Source organism: Actinomadura rupiterrae (assembly GCF_024172125.1).
Classification (GTDB): Bacteria; Actinomycetota; Actinomycetes; order Streptosporangiales; family Streptosporangiaceae; genus Spirillospora; species Spirillospora rupiterrae.
The window spans coordinates 142,983-166,346 of sequence record NZ_JAMZEA010000016.1 but is presented as its reverse complement, the minus strand read 5'-3'; the positions used below and the strand labels follow the sequence as shown (position 1 = coordinate 166,346).

The following is a 23,364-nucleotide window of genomic DNA, read 5'->3' as shown; positions in this document are numbered from 1 at the left end:
ACTCCTCGGCGGTGAGGGCCTCACGGCCCGGACCGTGCAGGGCGATGTCGCGCAGCGGACGTCCTGGCACGGTGAACGGCACCGTGCGCACCTGCGGCGACGAGTTCGCGCTGTACTGCAACCGCACACCCCAGGAACGCTCGGTCGTCTCCCCGGCGTCGGCGTCCGGCCCTGATGGGGCGGCGAACGTCAACCAGGCGTAACCGACCCGGCGCTTACCGGTGGCGCCCTCGCGCATCAGAGAGGCGAGTGTGGTCGGTCGGGCCTTTCCCGCCGCCATCCGGGCCGAGTTGAGGTCCAGGAGATAGGGACACAGCGCCTCCAACGCCGTCGTCTTGCCGGTGCCGTTGGCGCCGCGCATGAGAAGGCGGCCACTGGGGGTGTCCAACGACAGATCTCCGTACCGCCACACGTTGCACAAACCGGCCGAGACCAGGTGCCATCGACGGACGAAGCGGCTCGGATCACCGGCAGGCGGCAGAGGAGGCTCCGGCAGCGGTTCCAACGGGAGGGTCGTGATGTCCCGGGGGCTCACTCAGATCACCTCGCCGGTCTCGGTGAACATTCCCACCGCGTCACGCGGTTGGCTCTTCGGACGAGCGGGCTCGGCGGCGGGAGCGGGCCAGCGGCCCGTCACAGGGGAGAACCACCAGACGGCGTGTTCGGCGCCGACCGAGACGATCCGGACCAGATCGAGTGCGGTGAGCAGATCCGCCACCTGGACCGCCAGCGCGCCGGGGTTCTCCACCAGGTCCTTCGACCAGCCGCCCCTTCCGGCGCCCACCGTGGCGGACCAGTCCGACAACCTGTCGATGACGCTCGCACCGGAGAGCCCGTGCCAACCCGGTCCCGGCGCCCCTTGGGGGACGCCGGCCTCGACCGCGGGCCGCCCGTCGGTTCCGGCGGCGTCACACAGCAGCAGTGCCGCGTGCGGGACGGTGCCCCCGGTGATCGGGAAGGGAACCGGCCCGAGCTCCCGAGGATGCCGGTAGGCATCCTCGGGAACCACGAATGCGGCGCCCTCGGCACGCCGCTCCACAGCGAGCCCGAACGCCTCCGCCAACGGCGCGCCGTCGTCGCCCCGCACCCGTCGTCGCAACCAGTCGGCCTCGGCGTCGTCCAGGTCGCAAGCGTGCACGACCGTGTCGTCGACCAGACGACGCCGCATCCGCCGGGCGGGATCGGACTCGTGCTCCACACCGTCTAGCCAGGCCCCCGGATCGGCTGCCGGATCACTACCGCCCGCGTTGGCGATCAGGTGGGTCAGCCGGACGTGGTGCACTGCGAGCAGGACCGGTGCCTTGTCGTCGTGGACGTACCGCTCGATGTCGCCGTCCAGGCAGACGACGACGCCGCGTTCGTCGAGCAGTTTGAACGCGGCGACGATCGCGCGCCGTTCGTCGATCTCTCCGGTGCTCGGCACCCCCGCCTCGGCGGCTGCGACCCGCGCCTCGGTGACGAAATGGGGCAGCGCCACCTTCGGAGGCATGGACTCCGCCGTCGCAGCGAGGACGAAAAACCATGCGCATACCAGTGAATTCGGCGCCCGCGCGGCCCAGGAGTCCCGGCGTGGCGGCGGTGACTTGCGCAGTCGCACCAGGTCACGGCTGACGAACAGCACCCAGCCAAGACGTCCGTAGACCGTGCGCAACCGCCCCTCGTTGCGCCGGACAGCGGAGATCAACGCGTCGTCGCGTCCGCTGACCAGCCACGGGCGGGCCGCCAGCACGCGCAGCAGTGCGGCCACCTCGACGTCGACCTCGGGCCGCCACGCCTTGCGCGTGGGCGCGAACGCATCGGACTCATCGTTCATGCCGCTCCCTCTGCGTGTTCGGGGTCGTCCTCACGGCCGTTCGCGGGCAGCAGCCGTGCGGGAATCTCCGGCGCCGTTCCCGGACGGTGGAAGACCGCGACGCGCCCGGGGGCGAGAACTCGCCAGCTCGGGGCTCTCAGGGTTTCGGCTCCCGTCGCCTCGCCGGTGTACAGAACCGTGCAGGCGAGCCCGTCCTTTGCGGCGGTCCGGTGGACGAACGGCACGGCCGTTGTGGGGCGACGTCGTGCCCCGCGAGCCGCCAGGTTCAATGAGCCGAGCGCCACCCTCGCGGCCGCTTCGCTCAACGGAGCGCCAGGGGGAGCGGCCAGCACCTCACGGACCGCGGCAAGGTGCGCTGCCATGCGTTCCCGGCGCCGTTCGGTGAGCGTGGCGCGCGCGGCGGTGTCGTCCCGTGCTGCCGCGGCCCGTCCCCGGGCGCCGGTGCGTCCGGTGGTGCGCAGCAGTTCGGGTATCTCGACACCGGGCCCGTCCCGCCATGGTGTACCGCCCTTCGCCGTCTCCTCCTCGTCGGAGACCCCCGCCAGCTTGCGCCAGGAATGATCGCCAAGCGCGGCCAGCCAGACCGCGCCACCGTGCTCGGGGTGCAGGCACGCACGGGCGAACGCCAGCGCCCTGGCACGGGTGGTCACCGACTCCGTGGAGCTGTTCAGCCGCCGGAGGTTGGCGTGCATGCCCGGGAGCGCGCGTACGAGGCGGAGCCCGAACCGGGCGGCACGGCCGGTCGCGGGGTCGAACCATTTGAGCAGCCCCGCCCAGTCGTCCGGGCGGCCGCCTCGCGAGGCGGCCAGGACACCGCGTTCGATGAGCGCCCGCGCCTGGGATTCCGCGGTCGCCGCGTGTACCAGTGCGTCGAAATGGGGTGTCAGACTCGTGAGGGCGTTGTGTGCACGTGCCGAGCCCTGGTCGAAATCGGCTGCTACATGAGTGGCGTAGTCGACGAGGAGGCGCTTCAGTTCGTTCGTGGTCTCGGCGCCGAGGTCGAATCGGTCCGCCAGCTCCGCCAACCGGTCCTCGGCGCCGACCAGGGCGCTGTCGAGGTCGTCGTGGCTGGTGAAGACTCGCCCGATGTGTTCGGTGACCTCGGCTGTGGAACCGGGGGCACCGTCGTCGGGGCGGGTGAGGAGCCGGACCAGAGCCTCCAACGACTCCACGACCCGGGCGAGACTGGGCAACGGGATCTCACGCATCGTGGCCGCGCCGGAGAGCACCTGGGTGTAGAAGCGCTGTACCTGGCGTCCGGTGGGGGTGGCGGTGTAACGCCAGTTGCCCGCCAGCAGGTCCGAGTAACGGCGCACCTGGGACACGTCGGGACGTGCGGTGACCGCATGCCAGGACTGGAGCTTCCGCAGTCGTGTCTCGACGGTGCGCTGGTCCGGTCTATGGCCGTTCGTGCGCAGTGCGGAAGTCACCTCGGCGGGACTCATGTCCGTCACCGAGGACTCCAGGACCTCCATGATCGCGATGTAGTCGTCGGACTCTGGGACCAGCAGGTAGGCCATGACTCTGCGGGCGTCGGTGACGGTGATGACCGGCTCTGTGAAGTCCGCTTCCCGGTCTCCCTCCGACTCTTCTCCCATGGAACCCCCGAAGTGGAGTGGACTCCTGTCACGCGGGGTGAAGTTTAGTCAGGGTGTGCGACAGAATCCCAGATATACCTCCTTTTGGAGAGGTTTCCCTTCCTTCTTGTAACGCGATCGACTCTCAGCTTGTCCGGATTCCGAGAACCGGTTGCAGCGGAGCTGGAGGTGGGATGCGCTGAGGTCGTGCAGCGATGGTCACCTCTGAACGAGCGGCAACTCACCGTGCTCCGTCGTATCGACACCGGTGAGGACCCGGTCAGCGCGAAGAACTCCGAGTTGGCGATGACGGTCTACGCCCTTCGGAACCGGGGGCTGGTCGTGACGCCCCGCCACGAAGGCGTTTGGCGAGCGGAGATCACCGATGCGGGACGTTTCTACCTTGAGCACGGCCACCACCCCGACAGGCCCGAACCGGGAACCGCGTCCCGAGCCGTTCCGGTTTCTGGAGCACGGACCGCTGGCACGCCGCTGTCCGCCCGAGAGTTGATCGCACATGTCCAACGCGCAGGCGGCACTCTACGGGTGGAGGACCCGGACGAGGGGACACGGGCGGCGTACCGCCGGGCCATTCACGCGGCGAAACGAAATGGCCTGGTTCCTGACACCATGCAACTGCTGCACACAGGCCGCAGCGCTGGTGACCTGGTCATCCGCCTGTCGAACGGAGGACCGGAGGAGGAGACCGACTGGAACCGGATCCGGCTGGGCACTCGGGACAAGGTGTCCCGCCGTCCCGACCTGATCGCGATGGTCGAAGCACAACCGGGGCTGCTGGCGGTCTGCGACGAGCTGAGGCCGCGTGCTCTCCGTCTGATCCAGGACCTCTCGGGACATGCCGAACGCCGGGGGCACCGGCTCGCGCTCTCCAGACGACGCAAACCCAGAGGACTGTTCCTTCAGGTTGGGAACGACCATCAGATCACGGTGACCATCTCGGAGGAAACCGAGGAACGCGCCCGTGAACTGTCAGATGAGGAACGCAAGAAGCGCGGGATCTACGCGTGGCAGCGCGTCGCCCCAGAATACGAAACCGTCTTCACAGGCCGACTCAAGATCGAACTGGGACTCTCCACGCACGCGGACAAACGCGAATGGACCGATGGCAGAACGTTGGTGGACCGCAAACTGGGCGAGATCCTCAAGACAGCGGAACGATGCGTCGAGCGCGAGGAGCAAGAACGGCTCGAGCGCCAGCGCCAGCTCGACGAACAACGAGCGCGGTGGGAGAGACAGGAGACCGAGAAGAGGACACGGTGGGAACGCGCGATGGCCGAAGCGAGACGACTGTCCACCGAAGACCACCGGGGCAGGACGCTGGCGGCGGCATTCGACGGCTGGACGACGGCACGAGAGATCCGCGCGCTGTGCGGCGAACTGCAGGTCGTCGCAGCGGAGACGGACGATCCCGAACGCGCGGCCGAACTCCGGCATTGGATTCCGTGGGCGCTCGGCGTCGCCGACCGCCTGGACCCGACCCGGAATCCGTCTGTGCTGAGCGGGTTCGAGTTCACCCCCAAGGCCGATGACCTGAGGCCGTACCTGGGCGACTGGAGCCCGGAAGGGCCCTACCGCGAGTACAGGCGAACAGACGAGGCTCCACGCGACGTCAACGATCCCTATCGCGAGATGTCGTGGTTCGCACGCCGAGGTCACGCTCAATGGTGGCGGCGATAGCCCGGTGCCCGTTCTGGCGCAGGGCCGCGATCGCCTTCTCCACCACCAGGCCCAGCCGTCGGACCTCGGCGCGCAGCGCCTCCAACTCGTCGTACCGCTCCAAGGTCTCCTCACCGCACCACGTGTGCAGGAGACGAGCGACGGCCTCCAGTCTCGCGACCTTCTTCTCTCCCCGGCCTCGCTCCCATGAACGTCGCTGGTCGAGATACTCCCGCTCCGAGTCGAGCCGCCGCAGGATCTCCTCCAGCACGGTGTCCGCCTGAAGTTCTGCGGCTCGACGCGCGATCCGCAGGGTGACCGGCCAAGGGGCGATATAGGTGCCGTACCGGTCGACGAACGCGCCTTCGGCCTCCAGTAGTTCGTGCTCGTCCATCCGCAGCCACGGGGCGACCTTGCCCAGATCCTTAATCCGCACCACTCCGGCGTCCACCTTGGTGTGCAACATGTGGATCCGGCCCTTGGGTCTGATCATCAAGAACACCAGCTTGGCGGCCTCCCACTCGGGACTGCCGTGGAGGTGTTTCGACTCCTCGATCGCCGTCGCCAGGTTCACATCGTCCTGAATGACCTTCTGTGCATCATCCCACCGCGCCGGTAGTTGCTCTCCTCCGGCCCACTCCTGGATGCCAGCATCCTCGCCATCCAAGAACCGCACGTGGACACCGCGGCGTCGAGGATGATTCATCCTGACGACCTCAACCCGGCACAACGGGCTGCCACGGCCTTCGCGGTAAGCCCAGATCTCTCCGACCCTCATGCAGACCATTGCACAACAAAGACGACACCAGTGCCCGGAGAACAGCCGAGGTAGCCGGACGCCGCGCTTGAGATCAGCTTCCAGGGATGGGGTGATAACCCGACGGTGCCGGTTTCGGGGGCTTTGTTGCAGTGACCGGAACAGGGAGTACCCCAGCGTCGCAGAGATCTTTGCTGCAGATCAATGGCCCTGTGCATATCTCGCTCAGCAGCGCTTCCTGGTCCGGTTGCAGGAGCACGCATCCCGTCAGGACGGAGAGGAGCGCCAGGAACTCGAATGTGAGATCGCGGTTCCAGGTGTTTGGCGCGATGTCGTCAAGAGCAGAGGAACGGCGCTTGTTTCGGGGCTGAGTTGTCCGGTCATTCAGCCAATGCCACACCACGCGCCGGCCGGAGACGGTGTAGTCAACGACCTCCTGCCGCACTGGAGCGAAGGTTCCGCTACCGAACGAAAGCGACTGCGTGTCCGCATCATAAGTGAGACGTTCGGCGAGTCGCTCGGGAAGCGATTTCACAGGAGCTAGGCACCTGACCCCGAAACGTCCGACAAGAGCGCGCTCGGAACGCGCCCGCCCGGCGGACAGGTCTTCGAAACGGCTGCCGTAGGTGTGGAGCCAGAGGACTTCGCGCCCGATGGACACGGCGCGACTCCACAGTTGCGGATCTGCGGTGAGCGGGATTCGCACGCCTGGCTGCCGTAGGTGCTTCTGGAACCGGCGCGTGTACCCGGGGTGTGCGGCCACGGCTGCGATGTAGGCCAGCACATCCTCCGCGGAGACCGGGACTTCCAGCACATCGCCGAGATGATCGAGCAACTCCTTGGTCATGTTCGGAGCGCAACACGTGGGATCGCGCCAGAGGGGACGTATCCCGCCGCCCCGGCCGCAGAAGTGGTGAAGATCGGGGACCAACCCAGTGAAGACGAGGCCCGGCCCATGCTTGATGGCATGGGCGTCTTCGGAGACATAGACTTGGTTTTCGGACCAGACCTGCCACAAGGGAGGGCGGGCCATGACCAACAGGCGGTTGTCCGGGATCAGCCACTGCCGGTCGAATGATCGGTAGGCGACTCGAACCGGTTCAGGGCAAGGGCCTGTCTCCTCGACCAACGGTCCTTGCGGAAGCGGAAAACCGGGGAGCGGCTTGACCTGGCTCCGCAACGTTCGGTCCCGCCCTTCGCGGAAGAGTTCACGACGTTCTTCGACCGGGGAGGCAAGGAACTTGTGCCAGCGGCTTTGAAGGACGCCGACTGTAGGAGCGTAGACCCAGGTTCGACCTGGAGTGACGCCTCGGGACCTCCAGGGCATCAGTTCGCCGAGCGAAGGGAACGCCGTCCATTCCGGGTCCGCGGCAGGGAGGAAAGAATCCTGCCAGCCGCGGTCGCAAAGCCGCCAGGATGAGCTTTTCGTGGTCAGTTCCCCCAGCGCTGTTTCTTTCTCCTCACGTGTCCCATGTAGCTCGAGGTAGCGAACATCGGCCGGTTCCGACTCGTTGGAACCGGCCGTTCGGGCGAAGACGAGGATGCTGAGCTCCCGTCCCACATCGGGGCCGAAGACTCGCGTGACGGCAGGTGAGCGGTTCCCTTCTGGCGAGAGTTCGATGACCCAACCAAGATCGCACTTGTGCCGCAGATACTCGCGCAGACCACAGAAAGCGCGGCTCTTGGTCACGCTCGATGGGACGATGAAGGCCACTGCACCCGCCGGCATGCGCCGCTCGGCCTCGAACACTTTCCAGGTCGCCCAACGCAGGAAGTACCACGGCATCCCATGCAGGTCCGACTCGTAACGACCGAGACCAGTGGCTCTGAACTCGTCGAGGGAAGGACGTTCGGCAAAGGTCCCAGGTCCTGGTACCCCCTTTCGAGGACGCTCGATCCACGAGGCTCGACCCTTCGCGTTCTCCACATGAGGCGGGTTGCCGATGACCACCATTACGGGAACCTGGCGTTTGATCTCGTTCGCCCTGTCCCTGGCCTCCTCGATCACCCGATAGGACGCGCCCAACTTCCGCTGGACATGGTTGGGGTCGGCCAGTGCGTCGGTGAGGAACCGCAAGGCTTCGGGCGGCGTCTCGACCTCGAACCGCGTCTTGAAGGAACCATGGATGCGAAGTTCGGCGACAGCGTACGGCGCGACTTGGATCTCGAACCCGACGAGCCTGTTGGTGACCAGTTCGTGGACGAATTCCTCGCGCGGCCCAGGTCCGAGCTTGTCGTTGATCCGGTCGGCCACGGAGTTGATGACCTCGACCAGGAAGGTCCCGGTTCCCATGGCAGGGTCCACAACCACGACGTCATCGTCGGCGAACCCCCATTCCTTACCGAGATGCTCATGCAGCACCTCGTCAACGAACTTGACCATGTGACGGGCGACCTCGATGGGGGTGTAGTACGAGCCGGTGTCCTTGCGGAGCATCGGGTCGTAGGCCGCGAGAAAACGTTCATATAGATAGACGTAGGCGTCCGCGGGGCTGACGTCGAGGGTCTGGAGGTCAGCGACGTTGATGACGCGGCGAAGGGTCTCGACGGTGTCCAGTTCGTCGTCAGCCCCGTTGGTGAGTACGGCGAAGGCCTGCCCCATCAGCATGTGCCGCTTGCCCAACTTCTGAGCGATCTCGTAATAGGAATCGCTGGCGAGATCGATTCCGTCGGAACGGGCCAGCAACAACGCGAACGTGACGGTCTGCGCGAAGGCGTCGGCGAAACGCTCGTTGTCGAGTCCGGGGAACAACAGGTTCCGCCAGTCGTCCGCCAGTAGCGCAAGCCGCACTTGGGATCGCTTCTTCATTGGCGCTGTGATCGCGGTGTGGATCTCGTCCTTCAACAGACCGCACAACCCGCCGACGATCCTCACCAGAGAGCCCAGTGTCCGGGGAGCCTCAGGCTCCCACAGCAGGAACCGTTTGAGGACTCCGGCCAGTTCGGCGACGGCGGGCGCCGACGGTCGACGCAGTTCAGAGACCGTGTTCGAGAGTCTGATGACGGGAGAAGTCCGTTCACCGAACGAGTAGCGGGCCCAGGTGATCCCGTCGGTGTAGATCACGTTCGGAAGCGCGCAGAGCTTGGCCCACTGGTTCCGATCGTCTGTGGTCGGCCGCCACTCTGGAGCCCCTGGGACACCCTTACCAGGCCTTTTCAACTCGATGTAGCCGACTCGTACCTGTCCGATGTTCACCGCGTAGTCCGGTCGCGCACGAAGGTGATCCAGCCTCACCTCGCCGTAAGGGACCGCTTCAACACCGATGAGTGAGCCGAATTCCCGAAGCAGCGTCTCCAGCGGGGCGCGAAGTTGATCCTCCTCTGCTCCGCCCAAACCTCTCTTCTGGGAGATCGTTCGGCCGAACCTGCTCACGATCACATGTGCGGCGGTTCCGGTGTCCGGCTTGGGAACGCTGGCCACACTCACCTCCGGCAGATGGCTCTCACACCACTCACCGTGACTTCTGCACCGGGCTCCATCAAGAAGCAGAACAGGCGGAACTGCGCTGTTGGCCAGATCTGGCTGTTGTCTTGTGTTGACCCGTAGGTCTTGACCTGGGGACGGTTACCTGTCTTGCAAGTAGCCGGGTTCGATCGTGACGCCTGGAGGTGACATTCCCGATGGGGAAGCCGCTGCCGATGGAGGTTATCTCTTCAACGCTGTTGACCCAGGATGAACTGGGAACAGCGTTGGCGGGGCTGACCGTCACGATCCGAGCCAGTCTGACCGGCGTCGTCCACTCTCCCCGATGCAGGCAAGTCGGCAAGAAGGCCGAAGCCGAGAAGACTATGACCGTCGGGGAGCTACGAGCCGCTGGCGATGTTCGACCTTGCCGTACATGTGGCGGCGCGATCGTCGAGAAGCTGTCCCACGATCAGACCGAGCAGCTTGAAGCGCTCGTCCCGATCCTGGAGGCGCGCCGTGAACAGATGCGTGAGGCTGAGCGGAAGGAGCGGGAAGAGCAGGACCGGATACGCCGCGCAGACATGATCGACGAGCGTGCTCATCACATCGTGCACCGGTGGGACTGGAAGATCGAGGAGGAGAAGAGGACCGTCGGCCGGTATCCGACGTCCCGCCGCATCGCGGCCGTGCCTTGCACCGACTGCGAGGCCGAGGCCGTCATCAGCTTCGATCCGCGGTCTCTGGATGTCTCCTACCGTTGTCAGGCCGACCCTGAGCACGGATTCGTCCACCTGAATGAGGAGTCGCTGGCCATATGGCAGTCCAACGATGAGAACAAGTTGATCGCGCTCGGCCTGGTCGCACCAGTGCTCGCTGGACGGGACGACGCATGGACCAAGACGTATGCCACCCGGGTCGACGACTACAGGGCCACGGTTTCCGCGTTGGAGGCCTTCGACGAGGAGCACCCGCCTCCACTGCGGCTGGTACCGGATAGGCGATGTGGCGATTGCAGCGGCACCTTGAGGCTCGGGCCAAGGGCCACTACGGGCAGCCAGCGGATCGAGGCCCACTACAGCTGCGAGAACCGGCACGCGGACGGCAAATCCAGACGCCATGAGCAGAGCAGCGTGGACGAACGGGTCGACCGGATCCTGCATCGCCGGCTCCGCGACCACCCGTCTTGGGCGACCGCCGCAGAACTGGAGCCCAGCCGGGAGAAGGTCGCAGCTCACTTCGGCGACCTGACGAAGAAGACAGAGATCTTCGACGCCCATATCGGAGCGGCGAAGTCGGTCGATCAGCTGGTCAAGATCAGGTCGCGTCTGGTGGAAGAGCTGGAGCTGGTCCGTGAAATCCACGAACGAGGTGGCCTCGCCGCGGCAGGTCTCACGCGCTATGCCGCAGGTGCTCCATACGTCCGCCACTGGACCTTCACAGACCTGGCCCGCGCCTTCCTTACGAGGCGTATCGAGGTCACCGGAGACTCGATCAAGGTCGTCACCGTGTTCGAGGACGGAACACCGTTCCAACGGCTCCTCCGCTCTCGTGAGATCAGGGCAGAGCTGGCTGAGCTGAGTCAACGCCAAGAGGAGCTTGAGCGAGAGCTCGCAGACCTCGACAGGGAGTGACCTCCTGGCCTTAGCGACACCAGACGAAGCCCTGCCGCTCCGACCAGGACGCCCCGCAGGGGCCTGTTAGCGGTGGAGCCGCCCGCCGATGCGTCCGCCATGGGCCGCTCGCTTTTACTCTGAGCGGTACGGAGAACAGCGGCGTTCTCTGAAGTCTGGAAACACAAAGCGGGACGGAGCGATCTCCGTCCCGCTTTGTATCCATATATGGGAGTTGGTGTCCGAGGGGCGATCACCACCGCCCACACATGGCCCACATGGTGCCCCATCGGTGAGCCCCACCGGATCCGGGTGAGTCGGTAGTCCGCGTTGACCGGGGACCAACCCCTCCCTGGTTGTTCCCTCGCTGCCTCAGCGGCGGAAGCCCCGTTTCGGGTCGCGTGGTTCGAAGCCTCCGAACGGGAAGAACCAGTCTTCGGCTGGGGTGTTCAGGTAGTCGTCGTCCTCAAAAAAGATTCCGGCGCACCCAATCCAGTCGTAGTCGCCTTGGTGCTTCGGCAGCGCGTGATGCTGTTTACCCCATGCGACATCGTCATCAGCCATCTCTTCGAGGATCTCGAGCTGGACTGGTGCGTGTCGGATGGCTAGATCAAGGGCCATCTCCTCCGCTGGGCAGCGCGGTTCAGGCCACTGACCTTGCTCGATCTCGTCCGCCAGATCGTCGAACGCCCGAGCGACCTGCCTTCTCCAGGTTGCGTTCTGCTCCCACGTGTGAGGGGGCAACTCGGCGAAGAGCGACCACTCGTCTTGTCTGGACACCGGTTGATCACCATGAGCCTGGACATCGTTGAACGCCTGGTCGGCAAGGATCTCCAGGGAAGCCTGCAGTACGTCCGCCGTGCGGGGCGTGAGTTTCCAAGATCCGCATTCGTCGCAGTCCTCCACACCGCAATCGCATTCGGACTTCAGGGGGAAGAGCTTGGTGAAGTCCGGCCGACCTGGCGGAGCAGGCCGGGCAAGCCAACCGGCGGAAAAGTTTGCAGTGATCGGAACGGGACTCCAGTCGGTGACCTCATCGCCGGCTGAGGGCCGCAGCAGTTGGCCGATGTCCTGCTCGGTCACATTGTCGGTTCCCGGGGTACCCAAGTGGGAGAGCAGGTGCATGACAGCGCCGACCACATCCTTCGGGTCATCCTCCTCGCGTTCCTCAACATCGAGAGGGAACCAACCCTGTGCGCGCGCGGCGGAGAGAAGCTGCTTCTCGTCGTAAACGTGAAGCTCCAAGAGCTTGGTGATCCGAACGACCTTGCCAGGGAACTCGCTCAGCCTGGCGTTGCGGGGGGCCTGGCCATGCGGGCCGGACGAAGCCGAATCGGACAGTGTCGAGTCGGCCGTGTACCGGGAACTCAGCGCCTCGTAGGTAGGGACGTCAACTGTGTCGCTGAGCTGCCATTCCCGCTTCAGCGCCTGGTCCAAAGCCTTCCGGAAGGAAGCGGACGGGGCTGCGGGAAGCGCGGCGCTGATCCGTTCGGCCTCGGCGTGGACCGTGGTACCAGGACCGTTGATGCATGCGTGCGTCAGTATCTCTGCGGCTCGCTGCGCAAGTGCCGCATCGGTGCAGGTGAAGACGGCACGAAGAGCGGAGGGGCCGTTCGGCACGTGGACCTGGGCGAAGACGCGGCTTTTGTTGTGCGAGTGCTCGCACAGGAAGCCGGCGGGGACGAGGCGGGCAATCCGTGTAGCGGACATGATGCTCCTTGGCGCAGCCGCACATACGGCCGCTGGGCATGGACAGCAGGAATCCGCTGGTGGGCAAGGCACGACCAAGCCCCCGGGCGAGGAAAGTTTGAGAGCCGCTGGTGCTGCAGGTACTGCCTACAGTCCTAATCGGTGAGATGCCGCTGGTGCCATCGGTACGGCCGAAGGCCCGGCTCGGCATGCCTACTGTACATGCTTCGCCCTGTGATCGGAATACTTCTTCTGGCAGTTGAAGGTCAGCTTCTCGACGGCCAGCACACCGCTCCCCATCCTTGGAGTGGAGGACAAGCGCTACGTCAGGGGGACCAATTGCGTTTGCTGGCCCTCTCGGCTCGATGACTCACGGCAGCTACTAGCGACTTCGCGTTCCGGCCTCCGCGGTGTGAGGCGTGTTCGGCCTGCCAGCGGGCGCGGCGCCAGAGGACTGCGCGCTTGTGAAGGCGTGCCGTCGAACGGATGGCTGCAGGCTGGCTGAAGGCACGGCGCGGCCTCCATCAGCTGACAACAGCCTGCCCGACAGGACCAGCAGTTTGCAGGGGCCTGCCACGACGCCATAACCCGCGGCTGAGAGCAACCCTGCGGCGTCACTAAACGAGCAATCCCGTGGATGCGGTACCCCTGGGATCACGATGAATGTTCGCCCATGCTATCCCGGACAACGCGTGAAATGCTCGGCCGCAGTCCAGAGGATCTATAAGTCCTGGGCTGCTTTGGGCTCGCTATCGCAGCGGAAGCGCCGACTGCATCAGTCAAGCATCAGCTCACAGCGTCGGCGTGTGAGGTTCGTTCAGGTCGGATCTCAACATGACGGACCAGCCCAACTGCACTGTGCCCTTGGAACGTCTTTGGTAAGCCACCAGGTGGAGCGGTGCGCCCAACAGCGCGTGGCGTGACCCGCATTCAGGACTGGTCGGCGATGCGGATCTATCGCGCGGGCCGCCACCAGCGAGGAGTATCCGTACATGCAGGGCCTGCTCTCGACCGCATCTGGTTGGCACCAGAGGGCTGGCGCTTGGGCCCATCTCGGCGCGAAGTGATTGATGGTGTACCCAACAGCCTGTCGACTGTAGTAAGTTGAGGATATGGAGAGTAGGCACAACAACTACCTACTAGTCGTGGGCGACCGAGAAGGGCTTGCATGGATCCTCAAAGAAGGCCGCATGCTACTTCCCTCAAAGAGGAATAGGGCAGCTGGCGATATTCGCTCGGGAGATCGCATACTTATTTACACAAGCAGGGGATGTTTCAGAAATCCGACTCGTGATCGAGGCAGGGTAATCGCGGAGGTCATCGCAACCTCGGACGTCGCGATTCTAGCTGATGAACTGAAAGTCGCAGGGAAGATATTTAACCGTTCTTGTTCGTTTTCGATCGGCAAGATGGCCAGAGAGGGGGAGGGGGTGGACTTGGCTCAACATGTGGCCAAGTTGAATACTTTTCCAGATAAATGGCATACTCACATTCGACGAACCATAGTTCCGATCAGTGGACAGGATCGGGACCTCCTGATGGATGCCCTGGAAAGGATTGCAATCCCTGCAGAAGAAGCTTTGCCGAGCTACATTAGTCGTATGCAAAATAGGCGGAAACGCCCGGTTTGAGGCTTTTCTCAAGCCAGTTCTTTCGGAGTCTTGAGGTTGTGTAGCGATCCTGGGATGCATGTAACAGTACCCGGAGGAGCTGGTTATAAGGGGGCAAACGGGTTACTGTGGGCCTAAAGGGTACGATCTATGCGGCACATGCTAATGATCCCTCGGTCATCGGCGTGTTTTCCGTGTAAATGTCAGTGACGCAGGGGATGATATGAATATGAAGACGAACGATTCACCTGCATGGTTGGTCAACGTATGCCTCTCATTGGGGGCGCGGGATGTTGCCGGGTGGAGCCCCGAAGAAACAGCCCTCGTTAATGCATACGTGGGTGATGTTGAGGTTTCCACATCAGAGTTGGCAAGGGTGCGGCAGGCGATCCAAGCCGGCGGTGATCCACTGGGAGAAGCCTTCTCCCAGTGGAGGTCCCCGGAGGCCAGGAGGCCCCTTGGGCAGACCTACACCCCTGGGGCGATCATTGATGCGATGGTCGAATGGGCGGCTGATCAGGGAATCCCTGAGAGGGTCGTTGATCCGGGGTGTGGCTCAGGCCGCTACATCACCGCTGCCGCACGTCGTTTTCCCAAGGCAGAACTTCTTGCGATAGACATTGATCCGCTAGCGACGCTTATGACCCGGGCAGCCCTGGCTGCATCAGGCACGACTAAGAACGTTAGTGTAATCCTGGGCGATTATCGGAGCCTTAAAAAGGAGAGCCGCATAGGTAGGTCTCTCTACATCGGGAACCCCCCTTACGTTCGGCATCACCAGATCGACTCCGAATGGAAGCGCTGGCTCGCAAATGAGGCGAAAGCGTGTGGCTTGCGCGCATCGGCGCTGGCCGGCCTCCACGTGTACTTCTTTTTGGCCACTGCTAGGCAGGCATCCGATGGTGATTATGGCGCCTTCATCACCAGTGCGGAGTGGCTCGACGTGAACTATGGAAGTCTTATTCGGCAACTTCTACTCACTCAACTTGGAGGAAAATCGATCCATGTGATCGAGCCAGAAGCTATGCCGTTCGCAGATGCTGCAACGACGGGAGCGATCACTTGCTTTGAGGTTGGGAAAAGACATCCACATTTCACGTTGCGCCGAGTGGAGGACGTAGAAAATCTAGATCATCTTCAAGGTGGAACAGAAGTCCACCGCGAGCGCCTTGCAGAGGCAAATCGGTGGTCTGTTCTTACTCGGGTTACGCCGAAGTTGCCCGAAGGATACGTGGAACTTGGTGAACTCGCCCGAGTACATAGGGGAACTGCGACCGGAGCAAACGCTATCTGGGTAACAGATATCTCTGACGATAGAATTCCAAAAGACCTGCTGGCTCCTGCAGTGACCAAGGCTCGCGAACTGTTCGCTGCTGGTGACCGTTTGGTGACCACAGAGCATCTTCGGCGTATTATTGATCTGCCAGAGGATCTGGATACTCTAGATCCTAATGCGAAGAAAGCGGTGGAGAAGTTTTTGAGCTTCGCCGAAGCCCGCGGAGTTCGGGAGGGGTATCTAGCATCCAAGCGGCGAGTCTGGTGGAGCCTCGGGGTGCGGAAGGCTGCTCCAATTCTTGCAAGCTACATGGCAAGAAGGCCGCCTGCGTTTGTGCTCAACGACGCGAACGCCAGCCACTTGAATATTGCGCACGGACTCTACCCTCGGCTGGAGCTCAACTCCGTTGCCCTCGAGCGTCTTGCGGCACACCTGAGAACGGCAGTTACCCAGGCCCAGGGCCGAACCTACGCTGGTGGGCTCACAAAGTTTGAGCCCAAAGAGATGGAGCGTATCCCGGTTCCGAGCCTCGAGGTGTTGCTTGAAGCCGGGTAGTCGCCTATCGTATTAGTATGCCCGAACTTGATCGTATACCTCCGCAGTCCAAGGACGAGCTAAAGGTTGATCGTGAGGCATCGATACAGGTCCTGCGGACCGAACGTCTCGACGAGGAAACGGTCGAATATCACGAAGCGTTTGAAGCTAGTCAGGGTCTAGTTGAGGACCTGCTTGAACTTACGGATGACCTCCGCAACCTTGAAGTCCTGTCTTCCGGCGATCTTGCCGAGCGTAAGTATTTCAAGCCTTTCCGTTATATTGCTGGCCCTCCCATCTCGGAAGACGATCTAAAGATGCTTGCGGGCCTCGAGTCCGTTTCGTTTAGGCATCTGAAGCGAGATGCTGAAGCGCGCAATCATATTGTCGCTCTCGTCCGAGACAATCATGATCGTTCGCGTTTCCCCTGGCTGTACCCGGACGCAGAGCCTGACGAATGCGAGAAACGCGCTGCAGTGCTTGCCACGGCAACGATGATGGCTGCGGCAGCCACAGCAGAGCAACGAAAGTCCAAGCAGGCTAAAAAGCAGGATGCGTTCTGTAAGAAACTAATTGAAGTCGGTTATACTCAGGTTAAGCTTCCATCGCCTATCTCGCGACGCGAGGAGCTTCCTGGCCACGGAGAGTTTTGTCGAGGTAAATCGATCCGGAGCGACCAAGACGGTGGGCATGCTGACATTATTGTGAGGCGCTGGGACGGCTTGGTGGTGCCCATTGAATGTACTGCGAGCAGCACGGAGCTAAACTCCAAAAAGCGTATTATCGAGAAATCCATCACCCGGGCTAGGGGATGGAGGCGCGTTCTTGGTGCAGGAACTGCTCCGGCTGTGATGCTGGCTGGAGCTTATTCGATGGACGAGCTCGATCAGGTTCAGTCGGCTGGAATTGGTCTCTGGTGGTTTCATAACCCGAAGCGGGCATTCGAATTCCTTGGGCAGGGAAAAAGGAGGGCTGCTCGTGACCGCCTCACGGCCCGTCTGGACGGATGATCAGCTGGCAGCTGCACGGCTCGTTTCGATAGAAGCGTTTCGAGTGGAACGAATCAACGAGCCTCTGGAAATGTACGTAGATCGCTTTAAAGCTGCGCGGGAGTCCGTGGAATCGCTTCTGAGGGTCTCGTCCAATCTTCGGTGCCTTGAGGATGCAGCTATGACTATCCTCTCGGACGCCAGACTGGCAGAGACGGCTCGCTATCTGGCGGCTCCACCGATTAGCAAGGACGATCTAGAGACCATCACCGGTGTGTCCATGGCTGCCACCCGCATTCTTGGTAATCCAGAACGCGCAGGGGTTCTAATTAAGCCGATTATCTCCGCACTGGACGAGCAGAGATTTCCATGGCTCAATGCTGACCGTGACGCTCACCCAGATGAGATCGAGGTCGCTGTAGTCGCCACCGCAGCCATGCAGGCAATGCGCAATGTCGAAACGCTCCGCAGGAACGGTGGCAAGAACCGACAGGAAGCTAGAGTTAAGCGGTTCCTTGTTGAGGAATGCGGCTTTGAGGAAGTTAAGACACGAAAAATTGATACTATCTTCAAGGCGCCCGAGCCAGGTACATTCTGCGGCGAATGTGAGGTCGGCTCTCGCAAGGCCGATATCTCAGTCAGACTCTGGGATGGCCGCCTGCTTCCCATCGAATGCAAAGTCTCCAACAGTGGAACGAACAGCTATAAGCGCATCAACAATGATGCCGCTGCCAAGGCGGTATCATGGATCGAAGAGTTTGGCAAGGCGAACGCTGTTCCGGCGGCAGTGCTTTCGGGAGTTTTTGCACTAGCTAATTTGACCTATGCTCAGGGAAATGGATTGACCTTGTTCTGGGCCCATGATCTTTCTCCGCTGAAGGATTTCATCTCAGCAAGTGCCTGTTAGGCGCTTTCGGCTGCCGGAGCTCAAGACTGACGATTTTTTTATTTGCGCAGACGCCTCCGCGTCCCTTGCCGCCTCCGCTTGTTTGCGTCTTCGTCGGACACCACACCGGGTCGCTGTTCAGGTCAGCTCGGCGACCAGTGCGGGTGCGACGGCGGCCATCACGTCGGTGAGCGGTCCCTTCTGGCTCGTTCGGTTGAAGGCTCTGGCGACGTCGGCGCACTGCATGTGAGTGCCGCGAAGTTCAGTGATCGGGATGGTGCGCGCATGCTGCTGGCCTGCACCATCTCGGAGCTGCCTCGAGTCGCGTGTCTTGGCTGACTGGGGCTACCGAGGTCAGGCATGCGCACGGCGGAGCTGGGGCAGAGCCCTGAGCTGTGCGGCCCCCTCTGGAACGACAGAAACGGAACTCTGTGAACGTGCCACCGCCCCCAGGCCGACTTAACTCGACGGCTCTGCCGCTGGCGGGACACCGCACCGCCCGCAGGCGTTCGCGTGATCGTCCCGACAGACGTAGCCGATGGCACCTTCCACGCACCATTCGGCAGCTGCTTCGGACAGCAGGTCCGGTCCGGCAAGCAGGAGCCGACGCAGTTCAGCGTTGTCCGCAATGTCGGCCGGGCGGCTGGTGAACCACTCGTCGAACCAAGGCGTGTCCCGGTGCACGCGCCAGTGTCCGTGCTCTCGGTCGTCGACTGCGGCAGCGAACCGATCGACGGTGCGCTCCCAGCTAGGTGCGCCGAACCAGCCGTTGTCGGACGCGCAGAGGAATTCGATCAGGGTCCGCAGGCCGAACTCCTGCTCGTGGAGGCGGTACGCACGGCCCCAGCTGATCGCGTCCTGTGCCATCTCTGCAAGGTCGTCGCGCGGATCGTCCTCGTGCGCTGGGTCGTCAGGGTTGTGGCAGGCCAACCCGAGCGCGAGCACGGACTGTCCAGTCGGCAGAACCCGAGAGGGGTTGACGATCGCGAGACCGACTGCGATCCAGTCGACATGGTCGAACGACAGCCTCGAGCGCACGAGCCGGGTGGTCGCCGCGTTGATCCGCATCATCATGCCGTCGTGCAGCGGGCTCCTGCCGGCATGCCAGTTCTCCACAGGTGTGTTGCGCCACAGGGCGAGCGTGATCCTGGTGGCGGCGAGCCACAGCAGAGCGTCGTCGTCAAGGTGCCCGAACCGGCTGGCGCACTCCTGGGCGCCGTACTGGATCAACTCTCGCTGGTTCGGTCGCGCGTGGCTGTCGGGCTTTTCAGGTTCGACGTACTCGTAGTCGGTGGCGTACTCGTCGAGGATCTCGTTGAGCTTGGCTGCGCTGTCGGCGACGTCGTACTCGATGCCGTCCGGCCCGTTGACGGCGTACACGTCGTGGTCCCATGTGACTTGCACGTCGTCCCAGAGCACGACGTCGGCGCACTCGTCGATGGCGCCGTCAGTCACTACCGGCTTGATCGTGATCGGTGCAGTTCGCCCATCGGTCCGCCCGTCGTCGTGTTCAGCTGCCCACGCAGTGATGACGCCGAGCGGCTTCGGGACGAATGGACCGACCTCGGTGAGGCTGAACGGCTCGTCGTTCTCATCGGTGTCGAACCGGCTGTTGATGAACGCGACCGCCTCGGCAGGCGTACTGACGACGGCCTCGTCGCCACTGTCGTTGTCGACGACTCGCCACAACCCGCTGTTCTTCACGACGCTCTCCGATCCAGGTGGGGCACCCGGGCTGGCAGGACGCGCCGAGGTACTCGGCGCTGACTCCAATGATGGGGTGACCGTCCCCTCTGTATGGTCCCGCAGGCGCTCGTCGGCGGTTCATCGTGAACGCTGGCCCGAAGGCTGAGACGTTACCGCTCCAGATACGTGCCGCAGCAAGGTGTTGACGCGTCTGGAGAGAACTTCCTCCCGAGCCAGCGTCTCGCTATGGTCGCCCGACCACCTCCGCTCGAGCGGAGGTGGTCCGGACATCCTCGCGCCGATCGCCGACAACGGCCCGTTCTCTCCGCGCGAGCGGAGGCCGGGGAGGTCGCGGCCCCCAGCGGTGAGCCCTCGGTGCGCAACTGGTCCGCGCTCGTTCCCCAGGCAACGGACTGCGGAAGCCTATGAGCGGGTTGCGAAGGATGCGGTGGGGAAGTGCAGGTTGCAGTCCATGCGCCTCGCCAGCAGGCCGCTCAGGTAGGACGGGTGCGGACGTCCGTCCTGCGGAAGCGGCCCGGCATCGTCGTTGAACGTCCGGCACCCGCCGTCGCCGTTGGGCTCGGAGCGGCCCGAGGTACATCCGGCCAGCCGCAGCAACACCACATCGCCCGCGCGGGGTTCGAGCCAATAGCAGTCGCCGAACAGGTGACTGGTCCGGGCCGGCCGAAGCTACCAGGCGTCCCGAGCCCGAACCAGAGCCGCAGCGGCCGACGGGAACGGCTCGTCGTCGGTGCCGTTGGACAGCTCGACATCGTCCCGGCCGCAGCACCTCCAGCGCCCGGCTGCCTGGGCGGTACGGCCGACGACCTGATTGCCCCAGCACACGCGACGCTCGCCATCGCCGGTGATCCGCTCGACTTGGAACGCCTCACTCAGTTCGGCTACATAGGTCCACCAGCGCCCGTCTCTGAGAACGTCCACGCGTCAACCTTCCGGCCGGTGAATCGGCCTGGCGGTATCGCGCCGGCGGCGCGGCTATTGGGGAGTCATGAGCGGAGTCCGGTGGCGAGCTTGTGCCGCTCGATCATGATGGCGGCGGCGGTGTCCTCCTCGCCGAGCCGGAGGAGGGTTTGGGCGAGCGCGCTCATCGCGCTGATCCGCACCGATACAGCCCCGGCCTGCTCGGCCAACTCCAGCGCCCGCCGCAGCTCGTCGACCGCCTGGGGAAGGCCGAGCCGGGCCGCCGCCTCGCCGCGCACCACCAGCGCACGGGCCTGGGAGGTCTGATCGAGGGGCGCGTGCGCGAGGATCAATTCGTAGCCGCGTTCGGCAGCGGCGAACGCCTCGTGCGCATGCGGGCCCTGGTCGGGGGTGAGGTGGTCGGAGGTGAGGTGTGCGGTGGCGATGTCGACCAAGGTGAGGCCGAGGCTCCGGCGGCCCTGGTCGGAGTGGATCTGCTCGAAGGCGGACCGGGCCCGTTCGAACATCTCCAACGCCTCTTCGATGTGGCCTTGGGTGAGGTGGACGTGGCCGATCCGGCGGCGTGACTCGGCCTGCCGGAAGGGGGTGCCCTGCAGGGCCCACTGGTCGGCGGCGCGGGTGAGGTAGTCGATGGCCCGGTTGTGGTTGCCGGTGCGGCGGCCCCAGACCCCGAGCCGGTCCAGCGCTCTGGCGGCTGCTTCGGTGTCGGAGAGGAGTTCGGCGGCGTGGAGCGCGGCCTGGTCGCCGGTGAACCAGTGCTGCGGGTCGATCAGGTGGTGCAGTGCCAGCGGCCACCCGGTCGCGGCCAGTGCGATCACCAGGTGGAACGCGCCGCGGTCTTCGGCGATCTGGAGGCAGCCGGTGATCAGCTCGTGCTGGTCGGCCAGCCAGCCCAGTGCTGCGGGGGCGGTGAGTTCGGGCCGGTCGGGGCCGCCGCGGTTGGCGGCAAGAACGTGCTGGGACCAGACGCGGTAGGGGGTGGCGCACGCGGCGGCCCACTCGGCGGCGGGCCGGATCCAGTCCAGCAGCCGAGTCAGCGCCTGCTCCTGCAGGCCGATCGGCTCGTCCCGGTCGCGGGCCTCGGCGGCGGTCGGCTGGAGCGCATCGGGGATCTGCCAGCGGACCTGGGTAGGGCCGTCCTGCCGGGTGACCTCGATCAGGCGCGCCGTGTGCAGCGCCGCCAGGATCTGGCGGGTCTCCTCTGGGTTGGCGCCCAGCAGCGCGGCGGCCGCTTCGGTGTCGAAGTCGCCGGCGGGCATGAGCGTCAGCAGCCGCCACGCGCGGGCGAGGGGGGAGCTGAGGGAGTAATAGGGGCTGCTCACAGAGCACTCCGAGACGTTGGGCGGGCGCTTATCAGGACCGGTCGCTGCGGTAGTGGATGCGGCGTTGGCGGCGGTCAGGTGCAGCGCGAGCGGCAGGCCGCCGCACGCCTCCGCCATCTCGGTGAGCGCCGCATCGTCCAGGAGAGCGGTCAGGTGTCCCGCGCGGGTGAGCGCGTCGCGCAGCAGTTCGACGGCCTCAGCGGGCGCCAGCGGCGGTACCTGGAAGTGCCGGGCGCCGATGCTGGTCAATTCCGGTAGCGGGTGGCGGCTGGTGACGATGGCCGCCCCGGCGGCGGGGCGCAGCGCGACGGCCTGTTCGGCCAGGGTCGCGCCGTCGATCAGGACGTTGGCGCCGCGCTGGGCGGTGACGGTGTACCACAGCGCCCGGTTCTGAGCCTCGTCGTCGGGGACCAGGTCGCGGTGCACACCGAGCGCGCGCAGCCACCCCGAGCGGATCGCGGTCAGAGAGGCGGAGCCGGTGGACAGGTCGGCGTGCAGCTGCCCGCCCTCGGCTTGGGTGAGGATGTGGGAGGCCAGGAGCGTCTTGCCGACCCCTGGCGGGCCGGTGAGGACCAGCAGCGGCCGCAACTCCTTGAGGTGGCTGGTGATGGCGGCGCGTAGGGCGTCGCGGTCGTGCAGGGGCCCGGTGGGTGGCAGCTGCCGGGGCACCGCCGGGATACAGGGAGAGGTGTCGATGTTGATCGGGCCGTGAACGGTCGAGATCTGCACGACCGTCTGGGCGTGTGCCGCGTCCACGCGGTTGTTCGAGACGCTCATGTCAGTGGGGGGTCCATGGAGATAGAGGGGAAGGGGAACCGGTCCGGGGCGGTCACGGACGCCCCGGACCGGTGATCGGCTGGTATCTCCCTGCTGCAACAGGACCAGCCAGTCGGCGGTGTGAACCAGATCGCGTCGCTACTGCGGTCGAACGTCGGGAGGCAGGACAGCGGCCGGCTCCTGCCGCGGCACGGCCATGCACCCGGCGGGTGCGCCGATGGTGAGGTGGCCTTGGAGGGCGGAGCTGGACGATGGTCGTGGCGAGGTCTGCCGCGGTGATGTTCTGCGGATTCGAATCCATGGCGTGTATGAGGACCGGCTTCATCAGAGGGGGAGGGGAGCCGGTCCGGGACGTTGACGCCGATCAAAGCGTCCCGGACCGGCTCCAGGGGAAGGACAGGCCACCGACTCATGGGGGGAGGTCGTGGTGGCCTGGCCGGTGGTTTCAGCTCGGCCGCGCCATCCGGGCGGGCGAGGCCGGTGCAGACCGCAGGGCGGTGTCCAGTTCTTGCGGGGTGCCCACGACCAGCACCTGGCCGCCGTCGCAGAGGGCGATCCAGGCGCGCGCGAACGGCTGGTAGACGATCCCCCAATGGGGGTGCGCCGCGCGTAGCCGCGCCAGCTCGCAGGCGGCGAGGAGTTCGAGCGCCGGGTCGTTGGGGAGGGTGCCGGGCCAGGCCGCCCGCGTCTGGAACGGGCGCAGGAGCTCGCCGATGCGATGCAGGGCGACACTGCCGCTGTTCCGGCCGGTGACGTCCACGGGGCGAAAGACCTCACCGGGCGCGGGGCGAGGCTCGGTCTGGCCCGGCGCTC

17 protein-coding genes are annotated in these 23,364 nt (G+C 64.5%); 7 read left to right on the top strand and 10 right to left on the bottom strand.

Annotated features, from left to right (window positions below):
- Positions 1–44: 44 nt before the first annotated feature.
- A complete protein-coding gene (locus FHU30_RS41240; RefSeq protein WP_253883164.1) occupies positions 45–203 on the top strand; it encodes a hypothetical protein in 159 nt (52 codons plus the stop codon).
- A gap of 332 nt (positions 204–535) precedes the next feature.
- On the opposite strand, the gene FHU30_RS41235 is transcribed toward FHU30_RS41240, so the two are convergent.
- Positions 536–1,747, bottom strand: a complete 1,212-nt coding sequence (locus tag FHU30_RS41235) for a TIGR02678 family protein (RefSeq protein WP_253883163.1) — start codon at positions 1,745–1,747, stop codon at positions 536–538.
- A 62-nt stretch (positions 1,748–1,809) separates the two neighbouring features.
- Positions 1,810–3,411 carry a DUF2397 family protein gene (locus tag FHU30_RS41230; protein ID WP_253883162.1) on the bottom strand — a complete coding sequence of 534 codons (1,602 nt, stop codon included), beginning with the start codon at positions 3,409–3,411 and terminating at the stop codon, positions 1,810–1,812.
- Between the two features lie 129 nt (positions 3,412–3,540).
- On the opposite strand from FHU30_RS41230, the gene FHU30_RS41225 reads away from it, so the two are divergent.
- Positions 3,541–5,088, top strand: a complete 1,548-nt coding sequence (locus FHU30_RS41225) for a hypothetical protein (RefSeq protein ID WP_253883161.1) — start codon at positions 3,541–3,543, stop codon at positions 5,086–5,088.
- On the opposite strand, the gene FHU30_RS41220 is transcribed toward FHU30_RS41225, so the two are convergent.
- Entirely contained in the window at positions 5,021–5,743 is a 723-nt protein-coding gene (locus FHU30_RS41220; RefSeq protein ID WP_253883160.1) for a hypothetical protein, read from the bottom strand. The genes FHU30_RS41225 and FHU30_RS41220 overlap by 68 nt on opposite strands.
- A 175-nt stretch (positions 5,744–5,918) precedes the next feature.
- A complete protein-coding gene (locus FHU30_RS41215) occupies positions 5,919–9,245 on the bottom strand; it encodes a type ISP restriction/modification enzyme (protein WP_253883159.1) in 3,327 nt (1,108 codons plus the stop codon).
- Between the two features lie 200 nt (positions 9,246–9,445).
- Here FHU30_RS41215 and FHU30_RS41210 point away from each other — a divergent pair, with 200 nt between their 5' ends.
- Positions 9,446–10,861: a hypothetical protein gene (locus tag FHU30_RS41210; RefSeq protein ID WP_253883158.1), complete on the top strand. Its 1,416-nt coding sequence runs from the start codon at positions 9,446–9,448 to the stop codon at positions 10,859–10,861.
- Between the two features lie 351 nt (positions 10,862–11,212).
- Here FHU30_RS41210 and FHU30_RS41205 read toward each other — a convergent pair whose 3' ends face one another.
- Entirely contained in the window at positions 11,213–12,550 is a 1,338-nt protein-coding gene (locus FHU30_RS41205; protein WP_253883157.1) for a hypothetical protein, read from the bottom strand.
- Positions 12,551–13,641: 1,091 nt separating this feature from the next.
- On the opposite strand from FHU30_RS41205, the gene FHU30_RS41200 reads away from it, so the two are divergent.
- From FHU30_RS41200 to FHU30_RS41185, 4 genes are all read left to right on the top strand, one after another.
- Positions 13,642–14,160: a hypothetical protein gene (locus FHU30_RS41200; protein ID WP_253883156.1), complete on the top strand. Its 519-nt coding sequence runs from the start codon at positions 13,642–13,644 to the stop codon at positions 14,158–14,160.
- Positions 14,161–14,368: 208 nt separating this feature from the next.
- Positions 14,369–15,970 carry an Eco57I restriction-modification methylase domain-containing protein gene (locus FHU30_RS41195; protein WP_253883155.1) on the top strand — a complete coding sequence of 534 codons (1,602 nt, stop codon included), beginning with the start codon at positions 14,369–14,371 and terminating at the stop codon, positions 15,968–15,970.
- A gap of 17 nt (positions 15,971–15,987) precedes the next feature.
- Positions 15,988–16,959 carry a XamI family restriction endonuclease gene (locus tag FHU30_RS41190; RefSeq protein ID WP_253883154.1) on the top strand — a complete coding sequence of 324 codons (972 nt, stop codon included), beginning with the start codon at positions 15,988–15,990 and terminating at the stop codon, positions 16,957–16,959.
- A complete protein-coding gene (locus FHU30_RS41185) occupies positions 16,928–17,845 on the top strand; it encodes a XamI family restriction endonuclease (protein WP_253883153.1) in 918 nt (305 codons plus the stop codon). The genes FHU30_RS41190 and FHU30_RS41185 overlap by 32 nt, the downstream gene beginning before the upstream one ends.
- Before the next feature lie 438 nt (positions 17,846–18,283).
- Here FHU30_RS41185 and FHU30_RS41180 read toward each other — a convergent pair whose 3' ends face one another.
- The 5 genes from FHU30_RS41180 to FHU30_RS41160 form a co-directional block, all read right to left on the bottom strand.
- Entirely contained in the window at positions 18,284–19,528 is a 1,245-nt protein-coding gene (locus FHU30_RS41180; RefSeq protein ID WP_253883152.1) for a hypothetical protein, read from the bottom strand.
- Positions 19,529–19,933: 405 nt separating this feature from the next.
- Complete coding sequence (locus FHU30_RS41175) at positions 19,934–20,131, bottom strand: hypothetical protein (RefSeq protein ID WP_253883151.1); 198 nt, start codon at positions 20,129–20,131, stop codon at positions 19,934–19,936.
- Positions 20,132–20,200: 69 nt separating this feature from the next.
- A complete protein-coding gene (locus tag FHU30_RS41170; protein ID WP_253883150.1) occupies positions 20,201–20,452 on the bottom strand; it encodes a hypothetical protein in 252 nt (83 codons plus the stop codon).
- A 65-nt stretch (positions 20,453–20,517) separates the two neighbouring features.
- Positions 20,518–22,551 carry a tetratricopeptide repeat protein gene (locus tag FHU30_RS41165; protein WP_253883149.1) on the bottom strand — a complete coding sequence of 678 codons (2,034 nt, stop codon included), beginning with the start codon at positions 22,549–22,551 and terminating at the stop codon, positions 20,518–20,520.
- Positions 22,552–22,996: 445 nt separating this feature from the next.
- Positions 22,997–23,311, bottom strand: coding sequence for a hypothetical protein (locus FHU30_RS41160; RefSeq protein ID WP_253883148.1), 315 nt, complete (start codon positions 23,309–23,311; stop codon positions 22,997–22,999).
- Positions 23,312–23,364: the final 53 nt, after the last annotated feature.

Bases quoted from the DNA above. Each gene is read 5' to 3' on its own strand.
- FHU30_RS41190 (WP_253883154.1), top strand. From the start codon at position 15,988: ATGCCCGAACTTGATCGTATACCTCCGCAGTCCAAGGACGAGCTAAAG.
- FHU30_RS41210 (WP_253883158.1), top strand. From the start codon at position 9,446: ATGGGGAAGCCGCTGCCGATGGAGGTTATCTCTTCAACGCTGTTGACC.
- FHU30_RS41240 (WP_253883164.1), top strand. From the start codon at position 45: ATGTCGCGCAGCGGACGTCCTGGCACGGTGAACGGCACCGTGCGCACC.
- FHU30_RS41195 (WP_253883155.1), top strand. From the start codon at position 14,369: ATGAAGACGAACGATTCACCTGCATGGTTGGTCAACGTATGCCTCTCA.
- FHU30_RS41165 (WP_253883149.1), bottom strand. From the start codon at position 22,551: ATGAGCGTCTCGAACAACCGCGTGGACGCGGCACACGCCCAGACGGTC.
- FHU30_RS41205 (WP_253883157.1), bottom strand. From the start codon at position 12,550: ATGTCCGCTACACGGATTGCCCGCCTCGTCCCCGCCGGCTTCCTGTGC.
- FHU30_RS41200 (WP_253883156.1), top strand. From the start codon at position 13,642: ATGGAGAGTAGGCACAACAACTACCTACTAGTCGTGGGCGACCGAGAA.
- FHU30_RS41230 (WP_253883162.1), bottom strand. From the start codon at position 3,411: ATGGGAGAAGAGTCGGAGGGAGACCGGGAAGCGGACTTCACAGAGCCG.